Origin of the sequence: Streptomyces sp. ACA25 (genome assembly GCF_028200735.1) — a bacterium.
Lineage (GTDB): Bacteria > Actinomycetota > Actinomycetes > Streptomycetales > Streptomycetaceae > Streptomyces.
This window is the reverse complement of sequence record NZ_JAQKPV010000011.1, coordinates 160,053-178,886: the sequence shown is the minus strand read 5'-3', so window position 1 is coordinate 178,886 and position 18,834 is coordinate 160,053. Positions and strand designations below refer to the sequence as shown.

The following is an 18,834-nucleotide window of genomic DNA, read 5'->3' as shown; positions in this document are numbered from 1 at the left end:
TCGGGCATTTACCAGCGGGGGGCGGGGCCTTCCTGGTCGCCGCCGAAGATTCCCGTGTTCCGCTGAGCCTGGATCCACCGCGTGAATCCAGGCTCAGAACGTCCGGCGAGGGTCAGAAATTTCTGACCCGCCACTCCCGACGGCCGCTCTGGCGGCCCGCTCGATCTTCGCGCACCGGGCTTCCCAGAAGGCCCCGTCGCGTTGCGGGGTCGAGTATTCGGCTGATGTCCCTGTCGAGCCGTCGAACTGTTCGCGCAGGATGTCGGCGTGACCGGCGTGCCGGCTGGTCTCGGTGAGCATGTGGACCAGGACGTTGAACAGCTTCACATTGGGGCGTGGCCACCAGGGCACGTGGCCGGGGGAGTCGATGGCGAGGGCGGTGATCGTCGTGTCCGATTGCTCCCAAACGGGACGGTAGCGGTCGGTGATCTCCTCCCGCGTCTCGTGCTCGGTCGCCCACAGGTCGGTGCCGCGCCGCCGGTGCCGCCTCGGGGTGCGGGGTGGTGCCGGCGGCGAGACGGGGCACCCGGGGGTCAGCGGGTGATGGTGGTGCGGGAGAACATGCCGCGCTGGCGGGTCTCCACGCGGGTGTGTTGGGTGACGTGGCCCTCGTAGACGTGGGTGGTGGTCGACGTCCCGGCGCGGGCCTTGCTGACGGCAGTGCCGACGGCGGCGGCGACGATCGCGATGCCCGCGAACGGTGCGAACACGGCGAGAACTCCGGCCAGTGTGATGGCGGACAGCCCTTGGAGGAGGAGCCAGGCGCCGCAGCCGACGCCGACGGCTCCAGCTCCGACGGCGATGGAGCACACGGCGATCCCGGCCGCCACGGGCGGGACCAGGCGGCTGTCGGGTTGCGGGACGGGCGGGGTGGTGCCGTGGGTGGGGAACGGGGTGTGGTCGCGCCAGGAGGTGGCGGCGGGGACGCCGTCGGCGGGGCGGTAGGCGTCGGCGATCAGCCGACGGGCTTCTTCGGCGGCCTCGGCCGGGGAGAGGGAGTGCGGCGGGGCGGGGGTGGTGGGCTGTTCGGTCACGGTGGCCTCCAGGGCGGCAGGAAAGAGGGCGGGCGCGCCTGGCCGGGGTGGCCGGGCGCGCCCGAGGGGAAGGGAAGGGATGGTGGTCAGGGGTGGGGTAGCGACCGCACCCGCAGGGCGGGCATTCTCGACCTACCAGGTAGTGGATGGGGGTTCGGGTGGAGTTCGTCTTTGACTGCGGTTGGTGTGGTGGGGACAACTACTTCGTGGGTAAGCAGGTCGGGTTCTGGGTCGATAAGTGGGAGGTCCCCTCGGAGTGGGGCTGCCGCTTCTGCGACGGGCTGAACTACACCCCTGATCCACCCTGGCCAGAGGCGTAATCCGTCGGTGAGCGGGTGCTGTTGCGGGGAGGGCGTAGAGGTCCCGGCCCAGTGGAGCTGCTGGTGCTGCAGGCCGGTGAACCTGTCGGGCAGCGCCCTCGGTCGGTTCTCCAGGGCTGGGGGCGTTGCCGGTGCGGGGGCGGGTGGTCAGTCGGTGAGGGTCCAGACGCCGCGGCTGACCGGCTGCACCAAGCCGTCCTCGCGGAGGGCGGTAAGGCGGTTGCTGATCGTTCCGCGGGTGACGACCGGCAGAGCCTCGCGCAGCTCCTTGACGCTTCTGGGGCCGCTGGTGAGGAGGTTGAGGATCTGCTCCCCGACGCTGGGTTCGGTGCTGGCCTGGGTGGTCGGGGCCTTGTCGGGGGCGAGCGGGCCCGCTTCGCGGGCCGTCGGGGGCGGTGCGGTGAGGTGGCGGCCGGCGTAGGAGGTGCTGGCGGCGTCGGCTTCACCGGGGGTGAGGGTGGGGATGGGTCCGGCGGCGTCCATGAGGGCGCCGATTCCGGCGTAGCGGCCGTGTTCCTTCTTGGCGTAGAAGGTGCGGCCGAACTCGGCGCGTCCGTCGTTGAAGAAGTAGGCCATGCCTGCGGTGGAGACGCCGTTCCCGGCGGCAGTGTGGGGTCGATGGTAGTTGTAGTGGATGTTCCAGATGGCCAGGGCGTGTGTTCGGTGGCTTTCGGAGGTCCAGGTGCGGGCGTAGAGGAACTCTTCGGCCAGGATGCGCTGGTAGCGCTCGACTTTGCCGTTGTGGCGTGGTGTGTAGGGCGTGATCCGCTGGTGGCGGGAGCCGAGGAGGGCGCGGGTGAAGTCGTTGGCGCGGTAGCAGGCTCCGTTGTCGGTGACGATCCGCTGGATGTGGGTGATTCCGTGGGCGGCGTAGAAGGCTCGGGCGCGGTGGAGGAAGGCGATCGCTGTGGCGGCCTTCTCGTCGGGCAGTGCTTCGGTGTAGGCCAGGCGGGAGAAGCCGTCGACGGCTGAGTGGAGGTAGACGTAGCCGGGCCGGTTGCCGCGGGGCGGGAAGTGGGTGCCCAGGCGGTCGGGTTGCTCCGAGGAGAACTCCGTACCTGGGGCGTGCAGCTCGGCGCCCAGCAGCGTGGTGGGGCATCCGGCTTGCGCAGCCTCCGGGTGTCCGTCAGGGGAACCCGTACTCGGCCGGTATTGATCGGTGACAGCCAGGAAGTCGTAGCCGGCCTCCTGGTCGTGCCGCACGACGTCTTCGGGTGATAGGGCGCCGTCGGACCGGTGGGAGTGGGTGTGCAGATTGCCCCGCCAGAAGCGGGCGGGTTTGCCGAACGGGAGATCGATCACGAGCATCCTCCCAGATGGTGTGCCTCCTGCTGGCTCCCCGCATCGGCGCAGGTGGAAGCTATCACTGTCCGCCATGCCCGAGTCCGGGGCCGAGGCACGCGGGCGAGCTGCGGAGAATCGGGGCGCAAACCGTCAGCGGCTCCGGCGGGCGTTGAGCCGGGCGGCCCGGCGCGTCAGGTGGTCGCGCTCGGCGAAGCTCGATGCCTTGCGGGCCGCCTCGGCGTACAACCGTGCCGCCGTCGCCAGGTCGCCGTCGCATTCGTGGAGGTACGCCCCTACCGCCGCGTGGCGGGGCAGCGAGTCGTCCAGCACCGCGAGCGCCGCCAGCCCGGCGCGCGGCCCGTCGGCCTCACCGACCGCCACCGCGCGGTTGAGCCGGACGACCGGGCTGTCGGTCAGGAGCGCGAGCTCGTCGTACCACTCGACGATCTGTACCCAGTCGGTTTCCTCTGCGGTGGGCGCGTCGGCGTGGAGGGCCGCGATGGCGGCCTGGGCCTGGAACTCACCCAGCCGGTCGCGGACGAGGGCCGCCTGCAGGATCTCGATGCCTTCGGCGATCGACTCGGTGTCCCAGAGGCCGCGGTCCTGCTCGGCGAGCGGCACCAGGCTGCCGTCGGGGGCTGTCCGGGCGGCGCGCCGGGCGTGGTGGAGCAGCATGAGGGCGAGCAGTCCCGCCACCTCGGGGCGGTCGATCGCGGCCGCGAGCTGCCGGGTGAGCCGGATGGCTTCGGCGGCGAGGTCGACGTCACCGGAGTAGCCCTCGTTGAAGACCAGGTAGAGGATGCGCAGCACCGTGGCGACGTCGCCGGGCCGATCGAAGCGCACGCCGGAGACGGTGCGTTTGGCCCGGCTGATGCGCTGGGCGATGGTCGCCTCGGGCATCAGGTATGCCTGGGCGATCTGGCGGGTGGTGAGCCCGCCGACGGCGCGCAGTGTGAGCGCGACTGCGGACGACGGCGTCAGCGCTGGGTGGGCGCACAGAAAGTAGAGCTGGAGCGTGTCGTCCCTCGCGGGCGTGGGCCCGGGAGCGGGCTCCTCCTCGACGAGGTGCTCTCGCCGTCGGCGAGCGGCGTCCGCTCGGGTCGCATCGAGGAACCGTCGCCAGGCCGCGGTGACCAGCCAGCCTTTCGGGTCCCGCGGCGGGGCGGCCGGCCAGACGCGGACCGCCTCGACCAGCGCGTCCTGCACGGCGTCCTCGGCCGCCGCGAAGTCGGCTCCGCGGCGGACAAGGATCCCGAGCACGCCTGGCGTGAGGCTACGGGGCAGGAGTTCGTCCATCGGTGAGGTCACTCCGTGATGGTGGGCGGCGGGGCCAGGAATGGGCGCACCTCGAGCCACTCATGGATCGGTTTCCCGCCGGCCCCGGGGGCGGCCGACAGTTCCCCGGCCAGCTCGACTGCGCGCTCGTAGCTGTCGACGTCGATCACCATCCATCCGGCGATGAGGTCCTTGGTCTCCGCGAACGGGCCATCGGTGACCGGCGGGCGCCCGTCGCCGTCGTACCGGACGAACGTTCCCTCAGGCGCGAGCGCCTGACCGTCGATGAACTCCCCGGTCCGCTCGAGCCGGGCCGCGAAGTCGCTCATGTAGCGCACATGTGCGGAAATCTCCTGAGGCGTCCACTGATCCATAGGAACGTCGTTGACCGCGGCCGGCGCGCCGCGGTAGTGCTTGAGCAGCAAGTACTTGGCCATGGGTGTCTCCTCGGGTGCTGTGCGACCCCTGGTGGTCGCGTTCACTACGGGGACGGAGCCGGGCAGGGATTCTCGACATCGCCGTCCGTCTTTCCTCGGCCGTCGTGGACGAGCCCGGTGAGCCGTCCCCGGGCGGGTTGGGCTGGACGATCACCGGGGAGCTGACGGGGCCTCCGCCGGATCCCCTTCCGGCTGTCCCGGCTGGCGCGACCTCCGCAGGGGAGCCGACCATCGGAGCAGCAGGCAATACCTCCCTCATGAGTGTCAACGCACCCTCCCCCGCGGTGTGCCCCGGGTGCCGGCAACGGCTGCTCGCTAGTCACTATTCCGCTTGGTCGAAGGGCTCTGCTGCAGAAGTGGGGCTGTAACGGTGTGACTCCCCCCTTGCCGGGCCGTGTGCGAGCACGGGGCCGCGCCCTTATTGCCGATCCGCCGTTGTGCAGCGGAGTGGTGGCGACGGCTTCCGTCCGGGAGGCGGGTGGCGCGGCCCGGTGCCGTTGCTGACGTCAGCTCAGGCGCTGGTCACAGCCGGGCGGGGCATCGACGTCCGCAGCACGTCGACATAGGCATCCGTGGGCCCGGGTGACATGCGGAGCGCCTGATCGCAGCGCGGGAGGCCTTGCTGCCATGCTGTCAGCTTCGTCCGGTCGGCCTGGAGGTGTCGAGGGCCAGGGAAATGGCGAGCGCACCCAGGACGGCGCCCATGGCGTAGCGCTGCGTCCTGAGCCAGAAGGGACGAAGCGAGAGGAAGACAGCGATCGCGCCGGCCGCCAGGACGATGGTGAGGTTGACCGCGACGCTGACCGCGATCTGGAGCGAGCCGAGGACGAGGCCCTGGAGGAGAACATGGTCCTTGTCCAGGTCGATGAACTGGGGGATGAGTGAGAGGTACATGAGGGCAATCTTCGGATTGAGCAGGTTTGTCACAAAGCCCATCGTGAACAGCGTGCGCGGTGAGTCATGCGGCACGTTTAGGGGTGCGAAGACGGAGACCCCACCTGGCTTCAGGGCGTTCCAGGCCAGGTAGGCGAGGTACGCGGCGCCGGCGAGCTTCACCCCGAGGTACAGCTCGGGTACGGCGATGAAGACGACCGACAGGCCCAGGTTCGCGGCGAGCAGGTACACCACGAAACCAAGTGCCACACCGCCGAGGGAGACGACGCCGGCGCGTCTGCCCTGCGTGATGCTGCGGGAGACCAGATAGACCATGTTCGGGCCGGGGGTGAGCACGATGCCGAGAGCCACCACCACCACGCCGAGAACCGCGCTCAGTTCCACCACAAGGTGCCTTTCGTTCGCTGGTGCTTTGCGTCTCCGTCCCCGGACGCTCTGTCAGCGCGGTCGTCCCGCATGACCTCGACCGGGTCATGGCCGACGGGTCGGCCGAGACCGCAGGAACTCTTGCCGGCCCACCGACTGCTCCAGGCCGCCGGCAGCCGGACGAAGGCAGGAAAGCCCGGCCGGGCGGCCGGGGGCGTGTCATCGCGCTCACCGCGCCCGTGAACGCCCAGCAATGCCCGGAGTTTATGACGGTCAATGACTCGATGCAATAGAGAAATTGCCCTCAGTGCAATAGCGTGTTTGAATGGATGCCCGAGGACCGACCAACGAGGAGCGCGGTGAAGGACTACCGGAGCGGCGCCGACGTGGTGGCCGAGGAGATCCGAGCCGGCACCCTCCGGCCCGGCGACCGGCTTCCTCCGCAGCGGGAGTTCGCACGGCAGCACTGCATCGCCAACTCGACCGCTACGCGCGTGTACCGGGAACTGGCCCGCCGGGGCCTGACGGTGGGTGAGGTGGGCCGCGGCACCTTCGTCCGCGCGGTGTCCGCAGGGTCCGCGGCCTCCGGCCCCGCCCTCACCGAACCCGCCGACGGCCGCCGGATCGATCTGGAGCTCAACTATCCGGTTGTACCCGGGCAGAGCGCACTCCTCGCCGAAGGGCTCGGCCGGCTGCTCCGGCACGACAGCCTCGGCAATGCCCTGCGGCCGGTCGGCACGTCCGGCTTCCCGGCCGTGCGGGCGTCAGCCGCCGACGTACTCGCCAGCGACGGCTGGCGCCCGGACCCGGCAAGGATTCTCTTTGCGGGCAACGGCCGGCAGGCGATCTCGGCCGTCGTCACCGCCCTGGTGCCACCGGGAGCCCGGCTTGGTGTCGAGGAACTGACCTACCCCGTGATCAAGGCCGTCGCCACCCGACTCGGCATCACCCTGGTCCCCCTGGCCATGGACGGTTCCGGGCTCGTGCCGGAGGCCGTCGAGGAAGCCCACGCGGAGGCCCCGCTGCATGCTGTCTATGTGCAGCCGAGGCTGCACAACCCGCTCTCGATCACCATGCCCGCCCAGCGCGTCGAGCGGCTGGCAGACGTCCTGCTCGGACTGGCGATCCCCGCCGTCGAGGACGCCGTCTGGTCCTTCCTCCACGGCGAACGGCCGCCGCTCGCCGCGTACGCCCCCGAGCAGACCGTCCTGATCGACAGCCTGTCCAAGCGCATCGCCCCCGGCCTGAATCTCGGGTACGTGGTGGCACCCGGCGCCCTGGCCGGCGGGATCGTCTCCGCCCTGCGGTCGGGCGGCTCGGCCCCTGGGCGGTTCGCCCTGGATGTCGCCCACCGGTGGCAGCAGGACGGCACCGTGCACACACTCGTGGAGGCCAAGCAACGGGAAGCGGGGGTACGGCAGGAGATCGCCGCCCGGCACCTCGCCGGTCTTGCGGTGCAGAGCGATCCGCGCTCCTACCACTGCTGGTGGCAGCTGCCCCGCCCGTGGCGCGCGGACACCTTCGTCGCCGCTGCCGCCCGGCACGGCATCGGGGTGGTGCCGGCAGCCGCGTTCACCGTCGGCCGCAACCGTGCCCCCGATGCCATCAGAGTGGGCCTCGCTTCGCCGCAACCGGAAGCCCTCTCCCAGGCACTCGCCGCGCTCGTCGGGCTCGCCCGGTCGGCACCGGAGGGTTTCGTCACCGACTGATGCCCTCCCGGGCGAATACTGCGGGGAAGTCCGGCGGTCCGGGAAGCGCAGGAGATGAAGCTCCGTTTCCGGCGCCTGGAGGCTGGACGCCCGAGTCCAAGGGGAAGCGACGCCAGGTGTGGCCGACGGTCGTCGGCACGTCTGCCAGGCCGTCCTCCGCAGGCAGGTTCGAGCCGAGCGGGACCTCCTGCGCCGCCATGGAGGGGATGAGCATCCCGCCTGGGGCAGGTCAGGTCGATGTCCAGGTAGTCGTGTCGTTGAGGGTGACGTCCAGGCCGTGGGCGCGGCGGCCTCGATCGCGGAAGTAGGCGTGCCCGAGGCCTTCGGCGACGATGTGCCTCAGGTGCTGTTCGTCGGCGCCGGCGCGGTTGCGTTCAGCAGTTGTGCGGTGGTGGCGGGGGTGAGCTGTTCGGTGATGCGGCGCAGGCGGGGGTCGTCGGTGGACCCGGGTGCGGCGGTGAAGCCGAACTGGGCCCGCGTCTCCTGTGATTCCGGCGGCGGCGGAGGCCCGTCTGATGGCGCGCTGTTTCACCCGTGGCTGCCATACGCGTCTGACTTCCCTGTCCAGCACGGCGGCCAGGCGTGGTGAGGGGCGTGTGATCTGGCCGGTGAGGTAGCGCTGGACGGCGCGCTGCGTGACGCCGAGCCGGGCGGCGACGGCCCGGGTGGAGCCCTTCTCCGCGCGGACCAGAGTGCGCATCTGTACCTGGGGGCTCTTGGGGACCGGGCGGATCTGGACGGCCTGGAGGGCGGTTTCGATGCTGTCCTGGATCTCACCCACGGGCTACTCCCCCTCGCCCTCCGGGTCTTTGATGTGGCGGGCGGGGTTGGCGCCGGAGTCCATGAGCTCGGCCGCCGTGAGGAACATGCGGACGGCAGGCACCGTGTCCGGTGGCGCCGTTCAGGCGTCCTTCTCCACCGGTGAGCCGTCCGCGGGAACAAGTCGGCGCCCCGGCTCGTAGCCAGGGCGCACGGGAGGGGGAAGCCAGTACTGGGGGCTCACACCAGCGGGTGGTCCGGGTGCGTGGTTGCTGCTTCCCGCACACGGTGGGTGTCCTCCGCTGTCGGACGGGTCAGACGGACCTGCCAGGAACACGTTGCCGCGGGGCAGTTGTAGGTGCTGGTAGTGACCGACTCGTGCAGGCGAGCCAGTACCTCCAGTACGCTCGCTCCGATCGCGAGACCTGCGGTCAGGACCAGCAGGACGGGGACGCCGTAGGAGTGGAGCTGAGCGGCCACCACAATTGCCGCCACAGCTGCCACGGCAACCATCAGCCCGAAGACCACCACATTCCTGGCATCCTTCGTCGGGGTGGCCTGCTTCTTCGTGTCCATGTTCTTCGTGTCCATCAGGACTCCTCCCAGGGCGGCCGGGGACGGTAGGTGGTGTCTTCTGTGTCCACCCCGAGTGCCCGCTTCGGGCTCCCGGAACCTTCCCCGGAGGCCTCGACCGGGGGCAACAGCCGGACTGGAGCCACGACCTGCGCGTTGTCGGGTTGAGCGGGTGGTTCCGCCCCCGCGCGGTGTCCGCCTGCGGGTCTCACGGGTTCCCAGGGCCCTGCCCCTCCCTGGCCTGCCGGCGATCCGGCCGGTCGCCTCCGTCAGGCGAGGGCGAGGAACAGCTTCTCCAGTTCCTGTTCGGTCAATGGTGCAGAGTCCGCGGACTGTTCCTCACTCATGCACTGCCGCATTCCGCTGGCCACGACCTTGAAACCGGCCCGGTCCAGCGCCCGGGAAACAGCTGCGAGCTGTGTGACGACATCTCTGCAGTCACGGCCCGCTTCCATCATCGCTATGACACCTGTCAGTTGCCCCTGTGCCCGGCGCAGCCGGTTCAGCACGGCAGCTGCTGCTTCTTCTTCGACTTTCACTGCGCTTCTCCTCTTGACCGGTACCACGGATGGAGTACCCCTTCCAAGATACCCCACCAGGTATTTTTGGACGGGTTGTGCACCGCACCCGGGCTCCCCCGGGACGGGGCCCGCTCAGGTACGCGAGGACGGAGCCGCGGCAGGAATCGCCCGGTGCACAGGGACGGCCCGGTCCACCTCACGGAACTGCCAGCAGCGATCACCGCATTGCACCGCATGGACAGCGATGACACGGACGCCCGGGAGCCTTGCCGCGCTCCTGCCCACTGCCTCCCGCAGCATGGCCCGGTGCTCGTCATCGGATACCGGATTGCCCGCGCAGTCGGAATGGCCTGCGATGATCAGGTCGGTGCTGCCGTGCGCCACCCCTGAGACACGGACCTTGTCCAGGAGAGCCTGCAGAACCGCCTCGTCCGCGGTGCTGACCACCCGGTCCGGTCCCGGCTCCGTGACGGTATCCAGATAGTCGACCCCCAGCACTGACTTCACCCACTCCTCGAGAGGACGCTGGATACGGCCGTCGATGCAGGTGAGCGCGGTCGCGAAACGCTCCGGCATGTCAGAGCACCTCCTGGGAGAACCGCGGTGGCGCGGAGCCGTCGGACCCATTACCGGCGAACGCCCCGCCGGCGGCCGCGACCGCCGCCCCGATGTCGGGGTGCACCCGGTGCTCGCTGTGCAGCAGCTCCCACACGCCGGCCCGCCGCAGAAGATCACGCACCGGTCCGCGCAGCGTCGCCAGCCGCAGTGTCACGCCACGGTCCGCCAGCCTCCGGCTCAGGTCGGTCAGGGCATGGGCCCCGTCGGCGTCGCAGTCACCGATCGCGCTCGCGTCCAGGACGATCGTCTGCAAGGCCTCCCGCTGCTCTGCGATGCCCATGACCCAGTCCCCGACCTGCTGGGCACTCGCGAAGTAGAACGGCCCGTCGACGCGGAGGACCGCCACCCGCGGATCGGTGATCAGTCCGTCGTACCGGGCGACGTTGCGGAACGTGGTGGTTCCCGGCACCCGTCCCAGCTCCGCGTGATGCGGCCGGGAGGACCGCCACAGGAAGACTCCCAGGCTGAATGCCACACCGGCGGCGAGGCCGGGTTCCACCCCCAGCAGCAGCGTCACCGCGAAGGTGAGGGCCAGAGCAATGCCGTCCACGTGGCGTGCCCGCCATGCCGAGAGCGCGCTGCGCCAATCGACAAGCCCCGCCACGGCCACGATCACGATGGCGGCGAGAACCGCCTTCGGCAGGTGATGGAAGGCGGGAGTGAGAGCCAGGGCGGTCACCGCCACCACGAGCGCGGTGATGATGGTGGCGATCGGGGTGCGGGCACCGGCCGACATGTTCACGGCGCTGCGCGAGAAGCCACCGGCCACCGGGAACCCCCCGAACAGCCCTGCCGACACGTTCGCACCGCCCACCGCCACCAGCTCGGTGTCGGGGTTCACCCGCTGCCGTGACTTCGCCGCCAGGGCCTTGGCCACGGCTATTCCTTCCATGTACGCCACCAGCGCAATGGTCAGCGCCGCCGGCAGCAGGGCGGTGACGTCCTGTATCGACAGCCCTGGCAGGGCCGGCACCGGCAGGCCGCCGGGCACCTCGGTGAGGATCCGCACTCCGCGCTCACCGAAACCGAAGGCGGCGCTGGCCACGGTCACCCCCGCCACCACAAGGAGCGCGCCGGGCAGCTTCGGCCAGAACCGCTTGAGCAGGACGAGACCGGCCAGGCTCACCACCGACACTGCGACCGTCGGCCAGTGCACAGTGGCAGCCGTACGCCCCAGGGAGGCAAGGATCTGCGGGAATCCCTCCGCCCGGTCGGCGTCGAGCCCGAACAGGTCCTTGAGCTGACTGGCCGCGATGATCAATGCCGCTGCCGAGGTGAAACCCGCAAGAACGGAATGCGAAAGGAAATTCACCACCGCGCCCAGTCGGAGCACACCCATGCTCACCTGGATCGCACCGACCATTATGGCCAGCACGCCCGCCAATGCGGCGTAGCGCCCCGGGTCCCCGTCCGCCAGCGGGGCCAGTGCGCCTGCGGTCATCAGCGCGGTGATCGCCACCGGTCCCACCGCCAGCGACCCCGAGGTACCCAGCAGCGCGTAGACGAGCAAGGGCACGATCGACGCATACAGCCCGGTGACCGGCGGCATGCCCGCGAGCGCCGCGTAGGCCATGCTCTGCGGAACCAGCATCACGGCGACGGTCAGACCGGCGATGAGATCGTGACGGAACACCCGCCGTCCGTAGTCCGGGAGCCAACCCGCGATCGGCAGGAACCGGGCGACTCCCGCACGTTGCTGCCGGGGGTATCCGGCAACGTCGGCGCTCATGCCTCGGCCCTTGTCCGCGGGTGCGCCGACGGTGCGTCCGTACCCCTCATCCGGGCGAGCGGGCAGCCCGGGGCCCCGGCCCCCATCCCCTCCGTCGTCTTCGGGTGAGCCACCACACACACGCCCGTACTCCTCACTGAAGGCTGCCAGGGCATCCGGGCCCCCTCCCCCGTGCCGACCGCCGACACTTCTCGGAGTCGGACACGGACGGCAGGCCGGCCTCGGACTTCTATACCCCTAGGGGTATTTGTTCGACCAGCCTAACGGTGCCCCGCGGTGCGGTCAAATACCCCTACCCGTACCTGCCGCGGAGAGGCTCCCTGGCTCACCGGCCGGTTCCGGTCGGTCCTGACTCCCCCGGTCTCCGACGGCGCACGGTATCGGGACATGAAGGCAGCGACGGGAGTCATGCGCCCCCTCTTGAGCGTGGCGGCCCCGAGAGCCGGGAAGAGGCCGTGCATGAACAGTGATCACCAAGAGGACCGACCCAGCGAGGCACACCGGCGGCCGGCCGGTGTGAGCGACCGGACCGTGCAGGCACTGGGCGAACTGTCGAAGGCTCTGGAGACGACCGAGCGGGCCCGCGGACACCTCTACGCCTTCCACCAGCTCACCGGCGGCGCAGACCTCACCCTGGGCGATGCCGTCCGCTTGCTGCGCGAAGCCGGCCACCAGGAACAGGCAGAACAGGTGGAGCGAGAAATCCTGGGAAGAAACGTCATTCCCGGGCACTGGACCTTCCAGATCGTCGAGGAGTACAACAGGACCTACTACCGGCCGTTCGCCACCCTCGAGGAAGGCATCAGAAACGACTTGGCGGACGGAAAGGAGCATCTTCACGAAGCAGAAATGAAGGAGGCCCGGCGCACCCCCGGGCATCCTGACCACACCGCCGGCCCGTGAGAACCGGGCGGAGGCGGTGGCCGGCACCGCTGTCCTGGCGCCGGAGAAGCAGTCCTCGGCCGTCCGGCCCGCTTCAGGATCCTCGCCCCCTCCGGCGGCGGAAGCCTGTTGGAACCGGTGCGGTCTTTCCTTAGAGTCGTGGCATGACGTCGGATGAGGGCAGGGCACGGGTGGACAGCTGGATCTGGTCCGTCCGGCTGACGAAGACGCGGGCGCTCGCCGCCGCCGCCTGCCGGGCCGGTCACGTGCGGATCAACGGGGAGCGGGCCAAACCTGCCCAGGTGGTGCGGGCCGGTGACGAGGTCCGGCTCCGGCACGCGGGCCGCGAGAGGATCGTGGTGGTGTCACGCGTCGTACGGAAGCGGGTCGGCGCCCCGGTCGCCGCACAGTGTTTCGTCGACAACAGCCCGCCCCCGCCCGCCCACGAGGAGATCGCGGTGACCGGCCGGCGGGACCGCGGAGCCGGCCGGCCCACCAAGCGTGACCGCCGTGAGATCGAACGCCTCCGGAAGAACTGAGGGCGGAGCGCAGCCACCGCACCTGGCCTGCCGGATCGGCCCGCGGCTGAAACGACCCTGCCGTCCAGCGCTCGCACGGCTCGAAGCGCGGGCCGTCGGGTTGGGTGTAGTCCGCGAAGCGGTCGGGTACCCGGCACGGCCGAAGGGGGTGTGAAGGTGACCCGAAAACTGCCCCGCGTCGTCATCGTCGGCGCCGGATTCGCCGGCTATCACGCGGCTCGTAGCCTGTCGAAGAAGTTGCGTGGCGCGGCTGAGATCGTGCTTGTCAATCCGAACGACTACTTTCTGTACCTTCCGTTGCTGCCCGAGGTGGCAGCCGGAGTCCTGGAACCGCGGCGGATCTCCGTGTCCCTGGCCGGCTCGCTACCGCAGGTGCGACTGGTGCTGGGGCAGGTGGACGGGGTCGACCTGGACGGGCGGCAGGTGAAGTACACCGACCCGGAAGGACGGAACGGTGATCTGGCCTACGACCGGCTGATCCTGAGCGTCGGCAGCGTCAACAAACTGCTCCCGGTTCCCGGTGTGGCCGAGCATGCCACGGGCTTCCGCGGGATGCCCGAGGCCCTGTATCTGCGCGATCATGTGACCAGGCAGATCGCCCTGGCCGCGGCGACCTCGGACCGCGCCGAGCACGACGCCCGGCGTACCTTCGTCGTCGTGGGCGCCGGCTACACCGGAACCGAGGTCGCCGCGCACGGGAAACTCTTCACCGATGCCCTGGCGCGGCAGCACCGGCGCGCCGGGGACCGTGAGGCCCGGCCCCCCCGGTGGCTGCTGCTGGACCTCGCCCCGCGCATCCTGCCGGAACTGGACCGGAAACTGTCCGAGACCGCGGACCGGGTGCTGCGCAAACGCGGGGTCGAGGTGCTCACCGGGACCTCCGTCAAGGAGGCCACCTGGGACGGCGTCGTGCTGGACAGCGGCGAGAGCATCGACACCCGCTCGCTCATCTGGTGCGTCGGAGTGCGCCCCGACCCCCTGGTGGAGGACCTCGGCCTCCCCACCGAGAAGGGACGGCTGGTCGTCGACACGTATCTGGAGGTTCCGGGCCACCCGGAGGTGGTTGCCTGCGGGGACGCGGCAGCGGTACCGGACGCGAACCGCCCGGGTGAGCTCACCCCGATGACCGCACAGCACGCGGTGCGCCAGGGGAAAAACGCGGCCCGGAACGTCGCGGCGGGTCTCGGCCGGGGCGAGCGACGGCCCTACCGCCACCGCGACCTCGGATTCCTTGTCGACCTGGGTGGGCTGCAGGCCGCGGCCAACCCCTTCCAGATCCCGTTGTCCGGGCCGCTGGCCAATCTCGTCACCCGCGGCTACCACCTGATGGCCATGCCCGACAACCGGGTGCGGGTGGCCGCGGACTGGCTCCTGGACGCGGTGCTGCCCCGGCAGGCGGTGCAACTGGGGCTGGTGCGGTCGTGGTCCGTTCCCCTGGACACTTCGGCACCGGAGTTGGCGCGGATCCCGGGCGGGCCGGACGACCCGGCCCGCGGCCGCTCTCTCTGAACGCCCCGCCCGGCCCATGCAGTGCGCCACCGGTTTCCCGCCCGGCACCGGCCGGACGGAACCGCTGGCGCACTGCCGCCGCTGCCGATGGGGCGGGTGTCGGACGGACTCAGGGCTTCCGGCCGACGCCACCGACTCCGGCCCCGGCTTCGGTGCCTTCCTCGACCATGGCGACCTCCGGCCGCCAACGGGGAGTCGGGACCACTCCCGGCTCCACCAGCTCCAGTCCCTCGAAGAACCCGGCAATCTGCTCCGGGCTGCGCAGGTGGTAAGGAATGGCACCGCTTTCGTTGTAGTGCTGCTGCGCCGAAACCCACGCGGGATCCGTGTCCGTGGCGTCGTGCAGGGACAGACAGCTTCCGGAGGGCACACCCTCCATCAGCCGCCGGACTATGGTCCGTGCCTCGTCGTAGTCGGCGACGTGCCCAAGAATGCCGCTGAGCACGACAGCGACGGGACGGTTGAAGTCGAGAGTCCCGGCTGCCGCCTCGAGAATCGCTTCGGGATCGTGCAGGTCGGCCTCGATGTACTCCGTCGTGCCTTCGGGGGTGCTGGTGAGCAGGGCATGGGCGTGCACGAGCACCAGCGGGTCGTTGTCCACGTACACGATCCGGGACTCCGGCGCCACCCGCTGGGCGACCTGGTGGGTGTTGTCCACCGTCGGCAGGCCTGTGCCGACATCCAGGAACTGCCGGATTCCCTCTTCCGCAGCAAGATAGCGGATTGTGCGTGCGAGAAAGTAGCGCGCTATCCGTGCACCATCGACAATTCCCGGAAACAACTCCCGGTACTGATCGCCGGCGATACGGTCGATCTCGTAGTTGTCCTTGCCGCCGAGCCAGTAATTCCAGATCCGCGCCGAATGCGGGACCGATGTGTCGATCTTCGATACTCGCCTTCTGCCCGAAGCGTCCGGATTCTCAGCCACCAAACCTCCCTGGAATTCTGCCGCCTTGACCACACCCTAACCCGAAGTACCCCGACCGGGCACAACAACGTGGGACGTCTGCGGGCAGGCTTCATGGGGAACGGTGGGCGGCAGTACCTGGGGGGATTCCCGCATCCGATCGCACCCGCCCGCAGGCAGCCCGGAGCCGCCGGCCGTGCCGGTACCGGCATCCCGGTGACCGTAAGTGGCGCTCAGCGGGCGGAGGCCCGGCCCCGGCTTGGTGCGGGTGGTCCCCATCGGCGATGATCGCCGGCAGAGCCGGAGCCGAGGGCCGGAACCGGCGTGTCATTCCGCCCTCGGCTGCGCACGTACAGTTCCCGCCGTCCGTCCGTTTCCCCTCTGCCGAGACACCGGTGAGCAATGTCTGATTCCCTGCCGGCCGACCAGCTGCAGGCGCTTGACCAGCAGCACGTGTGGCATCCCTACGGCCCGATGCCCTCGCGCACGCCCGCCCTGCCCGTGGTCTCCGCGGAAGGGGTGCGCCTGCGTCTGGCCGAGCCGGTGGCCGGCCGTGACGAGCTCGTCGACGGAATGTCCTCATGGTGGGCCGCCATTCACGGATACAACCACCCCGTACTGAACGCGGCGGCGCACCGGCAGATCGACACCATGAGCCACGTCATGTTCGGGGGGCTCACTCATGAGCCCGCGGTGCGGCTGGCACAGCGGTTGGTGCAGATCACTCCGGAAGCGCTGCAGCACGTCTTCCTGGCGGACTCAGGCTCGGTGTCGGTCGAGGTCGCCGTGAAAATGTGCCTGCAGTACTGGCGTTCACTGGGCAAGCCGGGGAAGCAGCGGCTGCTGACCTGGCGCGGCGGATACCACGGGGACACCTGGCAGCCGATGTCCGTCTGTGACCCGGAAGGGGGGATGCACGAGCTGTGGGCCGGGGTGCTGCCCCGGCAGGTCTTCGCGGACGCACCGCCCGGGGGGTTCGAGGCGGGAGTGGACGAGGCCTATGCCGCGCACTTGCGCGGGCTGATCGCGCGCCATGCCCACGAACTGGCGGCAGTGATCGTGGAGCCCGTGGTCCAGGGTGCCGGCGGGATGCGTTTCCACTCCCCCGGCTATCTGCGGGTGCTCCGCGAGGCATGCGACGAGTACGAGGTCCTCCTCATCCTGGACGAGATCGCCACCGGGTTCGGCCGCACGGGGACGCTGTTCGCCGCCGGCCATGCGGGGATCACTCCCGATGTGCTGTGCCTGGGCAAGGCCCTGACCGGCGGCTACCTGACCATGGCTGCCACCCTGTGCACGCGCGGGGTGGCGGAGGGCATCTCCCGCGGAGAGGTGCCCGTGCTCGCGCACGGCCCTACGTTCATGGGCAACCCTCTGGCCGCAGCAGTCGCACTCGCCTCCGTGGATCTGCTGACGGGGCAGGACTGGGCCGGGGAGGTCTCGCGGATCCAGGACGGGCTGCGGGAAGGGCTGAGCCCGGCCCGGGACGACGCAGGGGTACGTGACGTGCGCGTGCTCGGGGCGATCGGGGTGGTTCAGCTCGATCACGACGTGGATGTTGCGGCGGCCACCCGGGCAGCGGTCCGGACCGGGGTCTGGCTGAGACCCTTCCGCGACATGATCTACACCATGCCGCCGTACGTCACCGGTGATGAGGACCTCGCCCTGGTCTGCCGCGCGGTGCGCGCGGCCGCGCGAGCGGGGTGACGCAGTGGGCATTCTGATCGTGACCGGCACGGGTACCGGCATCGGCAAGACCGTGGTGACCGCCGCCATAGCCGCCACCGCCCTCGCGGCGGGCAGCAGGGTAGCGGTGGTGAAGCCGGCCCAGACCGGAGTCACGGACGGCGAGGCAGGCGATGTCGCAGAGATCCGGCGGCTGGCCGGCGAGGAGCTCAGCGGCGTGGAACTCACCCGCTATCCGGAGCCCCTCGCACCCGCGACGGCCGCCCGCCGGGCCGGGCTGCCCTTCCTCCGGATGGAACGGGCCGCCGCAGCTGTCCGTGCACTCGGCCGTGACCACGACCTCGTCCTGGTCGAGGGGGCGGGCGGAATCCTGGTGCCCTTCGACTACGAGGGGACGACCCTGGCCGATCTCGCCCGTCTGCTGGAGGCTCCGGTGGTGAACGTCGTCACGGCGGGCCTCGGCACCCTGAACGCCACGGCACTGACCGCTGAGGCCCTCCGCCACCGCGGGCTGGAGTGTCCGGGCATCGTCGTCGGGAGCTTCCCGGCCGATCCCGGGCTGGCCGAGCGCTGCAACCTCACCGAGCTTCCCGCTGCCGCGGGTGCGCCGCTGCTCGGTGTCGTCCCTGCCGGAGCGGGCCGCCTGGCACCCCCACGGTTCCGCGCCGCGGCTCCGGGCTGGCTCGCTCCCCGCCTGCCGGGAACACGGGTTCCCTGGCCGCCGGGGCCGCGCTCCTGACCGCCCGGCCCCGGGACGGCCCAGTTTCGGGAACCACCGCGGGGCTCCTTTTCCGGGTGCCGCGGGCGTCGGTGGGCGGCACGGTGCCCGGTGCCGGCCGGGGGCGGGGACGCACCTACGGCTGCAGGGGCCCCCGCCGAGGAGCCCCGACGCCTGGTTACGATGGGTCCCGCTATGAAGAGCACTCCGGAATACCGCAGCTTCGTCGCTCTCGGGGACTCGTTCACGGAGGGCATGTCCGACGCACTGCCCGACGGTTCGTACCGGGGGTGGGCGGACCTTCTCGCCACCCGGCTCGCCGCACGGTCCGACGGTTTCCGCTACGCCAACCTGGCGGTGCGCGGCAAGCTCATCGGGCAGATCACCGAGGCCCAGGTGCAGCCCGCGGCCGCGATGGGTGCGGACCTGGTGACCCTTGTCGGTGGCCTCAACGACGTGCTGCGGCCCCAGTGCGATGTCGGCAGGGTGTGCGCCACCCTGGAGGAGGCGGTGGTCACTCTCGCCCCCTCGTGCAAGCAGCTGGTGCTGATGCGCAGCCCCGGACGGCGCGGACCGGTCCTCGGACGCTACAGGTCACGCATGGAGCGCCTTTTCGAGCACATCGACGGGCTGGCGGAGCAGCACGGAGCACTGGTCGTCGACCTCTTCGGATCCGAGGTGCTCGGCGATCCGCGGGTATGGGCGGATGACCGGCTGCATCTGGCGGAGGAAGGGCACCGCCGGGTGGCCGAGGCGGTATGGCAAGGGCTGGGGTATGAACCCGAGTGGGACTGGAACGCTCCGCTGCCGCCACCGGCCGGAACCCCCTGGCTCGTCCGTCGCAGGAATGATCTGCAGTTCGCCCGAGCCCATCTGGTGCCGTGGGTGGGTCGGCGGCTGACGGGACGCTCTTCGGGTGACGGCCGCGCTCCCAAGCGTCCCGAGCTCGCTCCGCCGGCGGGTGGAGACCTCGTGTGACGTCCCGCGAACGCCCACCGGCCGGCGTCCCCCACCTCCGCTGAGTGAGGTCCGGTGCGGAGCCACGGGCCGGAAGGAGCGAGCCGGGGGTCACGG

Annotated in this window: 19 protein-coding genes and 1 pseudogene; 7 read left to right on the top strand and 13 right to left on the bottom strand. The window is 70.5% G+C overall.

Annotation, left to right across the window (positions count from 1 at the left end; all coding sequences use genetic code 11):
• Positions 1–93: 93 nt before the first annotated feature.
• From PJ985_RS17900 to PJ985_RS17870, 7 genes and pseudogenes are all read right to left on the bottom strand, one after another.
• Complete coding sequence (locus PJ985_RS17900) at positions 94–537, bottom strand: mycothiol transferase (protein WP_271684833.1); 444 nt, start codon at positions 535–537, stop codon at positions 94–96.
• Positions 534–1,034, bottom strand: a complete 501-nt coding sequence (locus PJ985_RS17895) for a hypothetical protein (protein WP_271684806.1) — start codon at positions 1,032–1,034, stop codon at positions 534–536. The genes PJ985_RS17900 and PJ985_RS17895 overlap by 4 nt, the downstream gene beginning before the upstream one ends.
• A gap of 467 nt (positions 1,035–1,501) precedes the next feature.
• Positions 1,502–1,837 carry a winged helix-turn-helix domain-containing protein gene (locus PJ985_RS17890; RefSeq protein ID WP_271684832.1) on the bottom strand — a complete coding sequence of 112 codons (336 nt, stop codon included), beginning with the start codon at positions 1,835–1,837 and terminating at the stop codon, positions 1,502–1,504.
• 111 nt (positions 1,838–1,948) lie between these two features.
• Positions 1,949–2,359: pseudogene (locus PJ985_RS23485) on the bottom strand (integrase core domain-containing protein); the annotation flags it as partial.
• Positions 2,360–2,788: 429 nt separating this feature from the next.
• Positions 2,789–3,934 (bottom strand): RNA polymerase sigma factor, encoded by a 1,146-nt coding sequence (locus tag PJ985_RS17880; protein WP_271684831.1) that lies wholly within the window; start codon positions 3,932–3,934, stop codon positions 2,789–2,791.
• A gap of 8 nt (positions 3,935–3,942) precedes the next feature.
• Positions 3,943–4,350 (bottom strand): YciI family protein, encoded by a 408-nt coding sequence (locus PJ985_RS17875; protein WP_271684805.1) that lies wholly within the window; start codon positions 4,348–4,350, stop codon positions 3,943–3,945.
• A 633-nt stretch (positions 4,351–4,983) separates the two neighbouring features.
• A complete protein-coding gene (locus PJ985_RS17870; RefSeq protein WP_271684804.1) occupies positions 4,984–5,631 on the bottom strand; it encodes a LysE family translocator in 648 nt (215 codons plus the stop codon).
• A gap of 338 nt (positions 5,632–5,969) precedes the next feature.
• On the opposite strand from PJ985_RS17870, the gene PJ985_RS17865 reads away from it, so the two are divergent.
• On the top strand, positions 5,970–7,319 hold the full coding sequence (locus PJ985_RS17865) for an aminotransferase-like domain-containing protein (protein ID WP_271684803.1): 1,350 nt from the start codon (positions 5,970–5,972) through the stop codon (positions 7,317–7,319).
• 229 nt (positions 7,320–7,548) lie between these two features.
• Here the strand turns inward: PJ985_RS17865 and tpg are convergent, their stop codons facing one another.
• The 5 genes from tpg to PJ985_RS17840 all read right to left on the bottom strand — a co-directional run bounded on the left by tpg (position 7,549) and on the right by PJ985_RS17840 (position 11,519).
• Positions 7,549–8,100 (bottom strand): telomere-protecting terminal protein Tpg, encoded by a 552-nt coding sequence (tpg, locus tag PJ985_RS17860; RefSeq protein ID WP_333909871.1) that lies wholly within the window; start codon positions 8,098–8,100, stop codon positions 7,549–7,551.
• Positions 8,101–8,318: 218 nt separating this feature from the next.
• Entirely contained in the window at positions 8,319–8,669 is a 351-nt protein-coding gene (locus tag PJ985_RS17855; RefSeq protein WP_271684802.1) for a hypothetical protein, read from the bottom strand.
• A gap of 251 nt (positions 8,670–8,920) precedes the next feature.
• On the bottom strand, positions 8,921–9,190 hold the full coding sequence (locus tag PJ985_RS17850) for a metal-sensitive transcriptional regulator (RefSeq protein ID WP_271684801.1): 270 nt from the start codon (positions 9,188–9,190) through the stop codon (positions 8,921–8,923).
• A gap of 114 nt (positions 9,191–9,304) precedes the next feature.
• The gene (locus tag PJ985_RS17845; protein WP_271684800.1) at positions 9,305–9,748 is read right to left on the bottom strand and encodes a carbonic anhydrase; all 444 of its coding nucleotides are present in this window, start codon (positions 9,746–9,748) and stop codon (positions 9,305–9,307) included.
• 1 nt (position 9,749) lies between these two features.
• On the bottom strand, positions 9,750–11,519 hold the full coding sequence (locus PJ985_RS17840) for a SulP family inorganic anion transporter (RefSeq protein ID WP_271684799.1): 1,770 nt from the start codon (positions 11,517–11,519) through the stop codon (positions 9,750–9,752).
• Between the two features lie 459 nt (positions 11,520–11,978).
• Between PJ985_RS17840 and PJ985_RS17835 the strand changes: the two genes are divergently transcribed.
• The 3 genes from PJ985_RS17835 (at position 11,979) to PJ985_RS17825 (ending at position 14,449) form a co-directional block, all read left to right on the top strand.
• On the top strand, positions 11,979–12,422 hold the full coding sequence (locus PJ985_RS17835) for a hypothetical protein (protein WP_271684798.1): 444 nt from the start codon (positions 11,979–11,981) through the stop codon (positions 12,420–12,422).
• 143 nt (positions 12,423–12,565) lie between these two features.
• A complete protein-coding gene (locus PJ985_RS17830) occupies positions 12,566–12,940 on the top strand; it encodes an RNA-binding S4 domain-containing protein (protein WP_271684797.1) in 375 nt (124 codons plus the stop codon).
• Positions 12,941–13,096: 156 nt separating this feature from the next.
• Positions 13,097–14,449: an NAD(P)/FAD-dependent oxidoreductase gene (locus PJ985_RS17825; protein ID WP_271684796.1), complete on the top strand. Its 1,353-nt coding sequence runs from the start codon at positions 13,097–13,099 to the stop codon at positions 14,447–14,449.
• A gap of 109 nt (positions 14,450–14,558) precedes the next feature.
• Here the strand turns inward: PJ985_RS17825 and PJ985_RS17820 are convergent, their stop codons facing one another.
• Entirely contained in the window at positions 14,559–15,377 is an 819-nt protein-coding gene (locus PJ985_RS17820) for an SAM-dependent methyltransferase (protein ID WP_271684795.1), read from the bottom strand.
• 381 nt (positions 15,378–15,758) lie between these two features.
• Here PJ985_RS17820 and PJ985_RS17815 point away from each other — a divergent pair, with 381 nt between their 5' ends.
• From PJ985_RS17815 to PJ985_RS17805, 3 genes are all read left to right on the top strand, one after another.
• Positions 15,759–17,063, top strand: a complete 1,305-nt coding sequence (locus PJ985_RS17815; RefSeq protein ID WP_271684794.1) for an adenosylmethionine--8-amino-7-oxononanoate transaminase — start codon at positions 15,759–15,761, stop codon at positions 17,061–17,063.
• A gap of 4 nt (positions 17,064–17,067) precedes the next feature.
• Positions 17,068–17,781 carry a dethiobiotin synthase gene (gene bioD, locus PJ985_RS17810; RefSeq protein ID WP_271684793.1) on the top strand — a complete coding sequence of 238 codons (714 nt, stop codon included), beginning with the start codon at positions 17,068–17,070 and terminating at the stop codon, positions 17,779–17,781.
• 174 nt (positions 17,782–17,955) lie between these two features.
• Positions 17,956–18,738, top strand: coding sequence for an SGNH/GDSL hydrolase family protein (locus tag PJ985_RS17805; protein ID WP_271684792.1), 783 nt, complete (start codon positions 17,956–17,958; stop codon positions 18,736–18,738).
• The last annotated feature ends 96 nt before the right edge of the window (positions 18,739–18,834 follow it).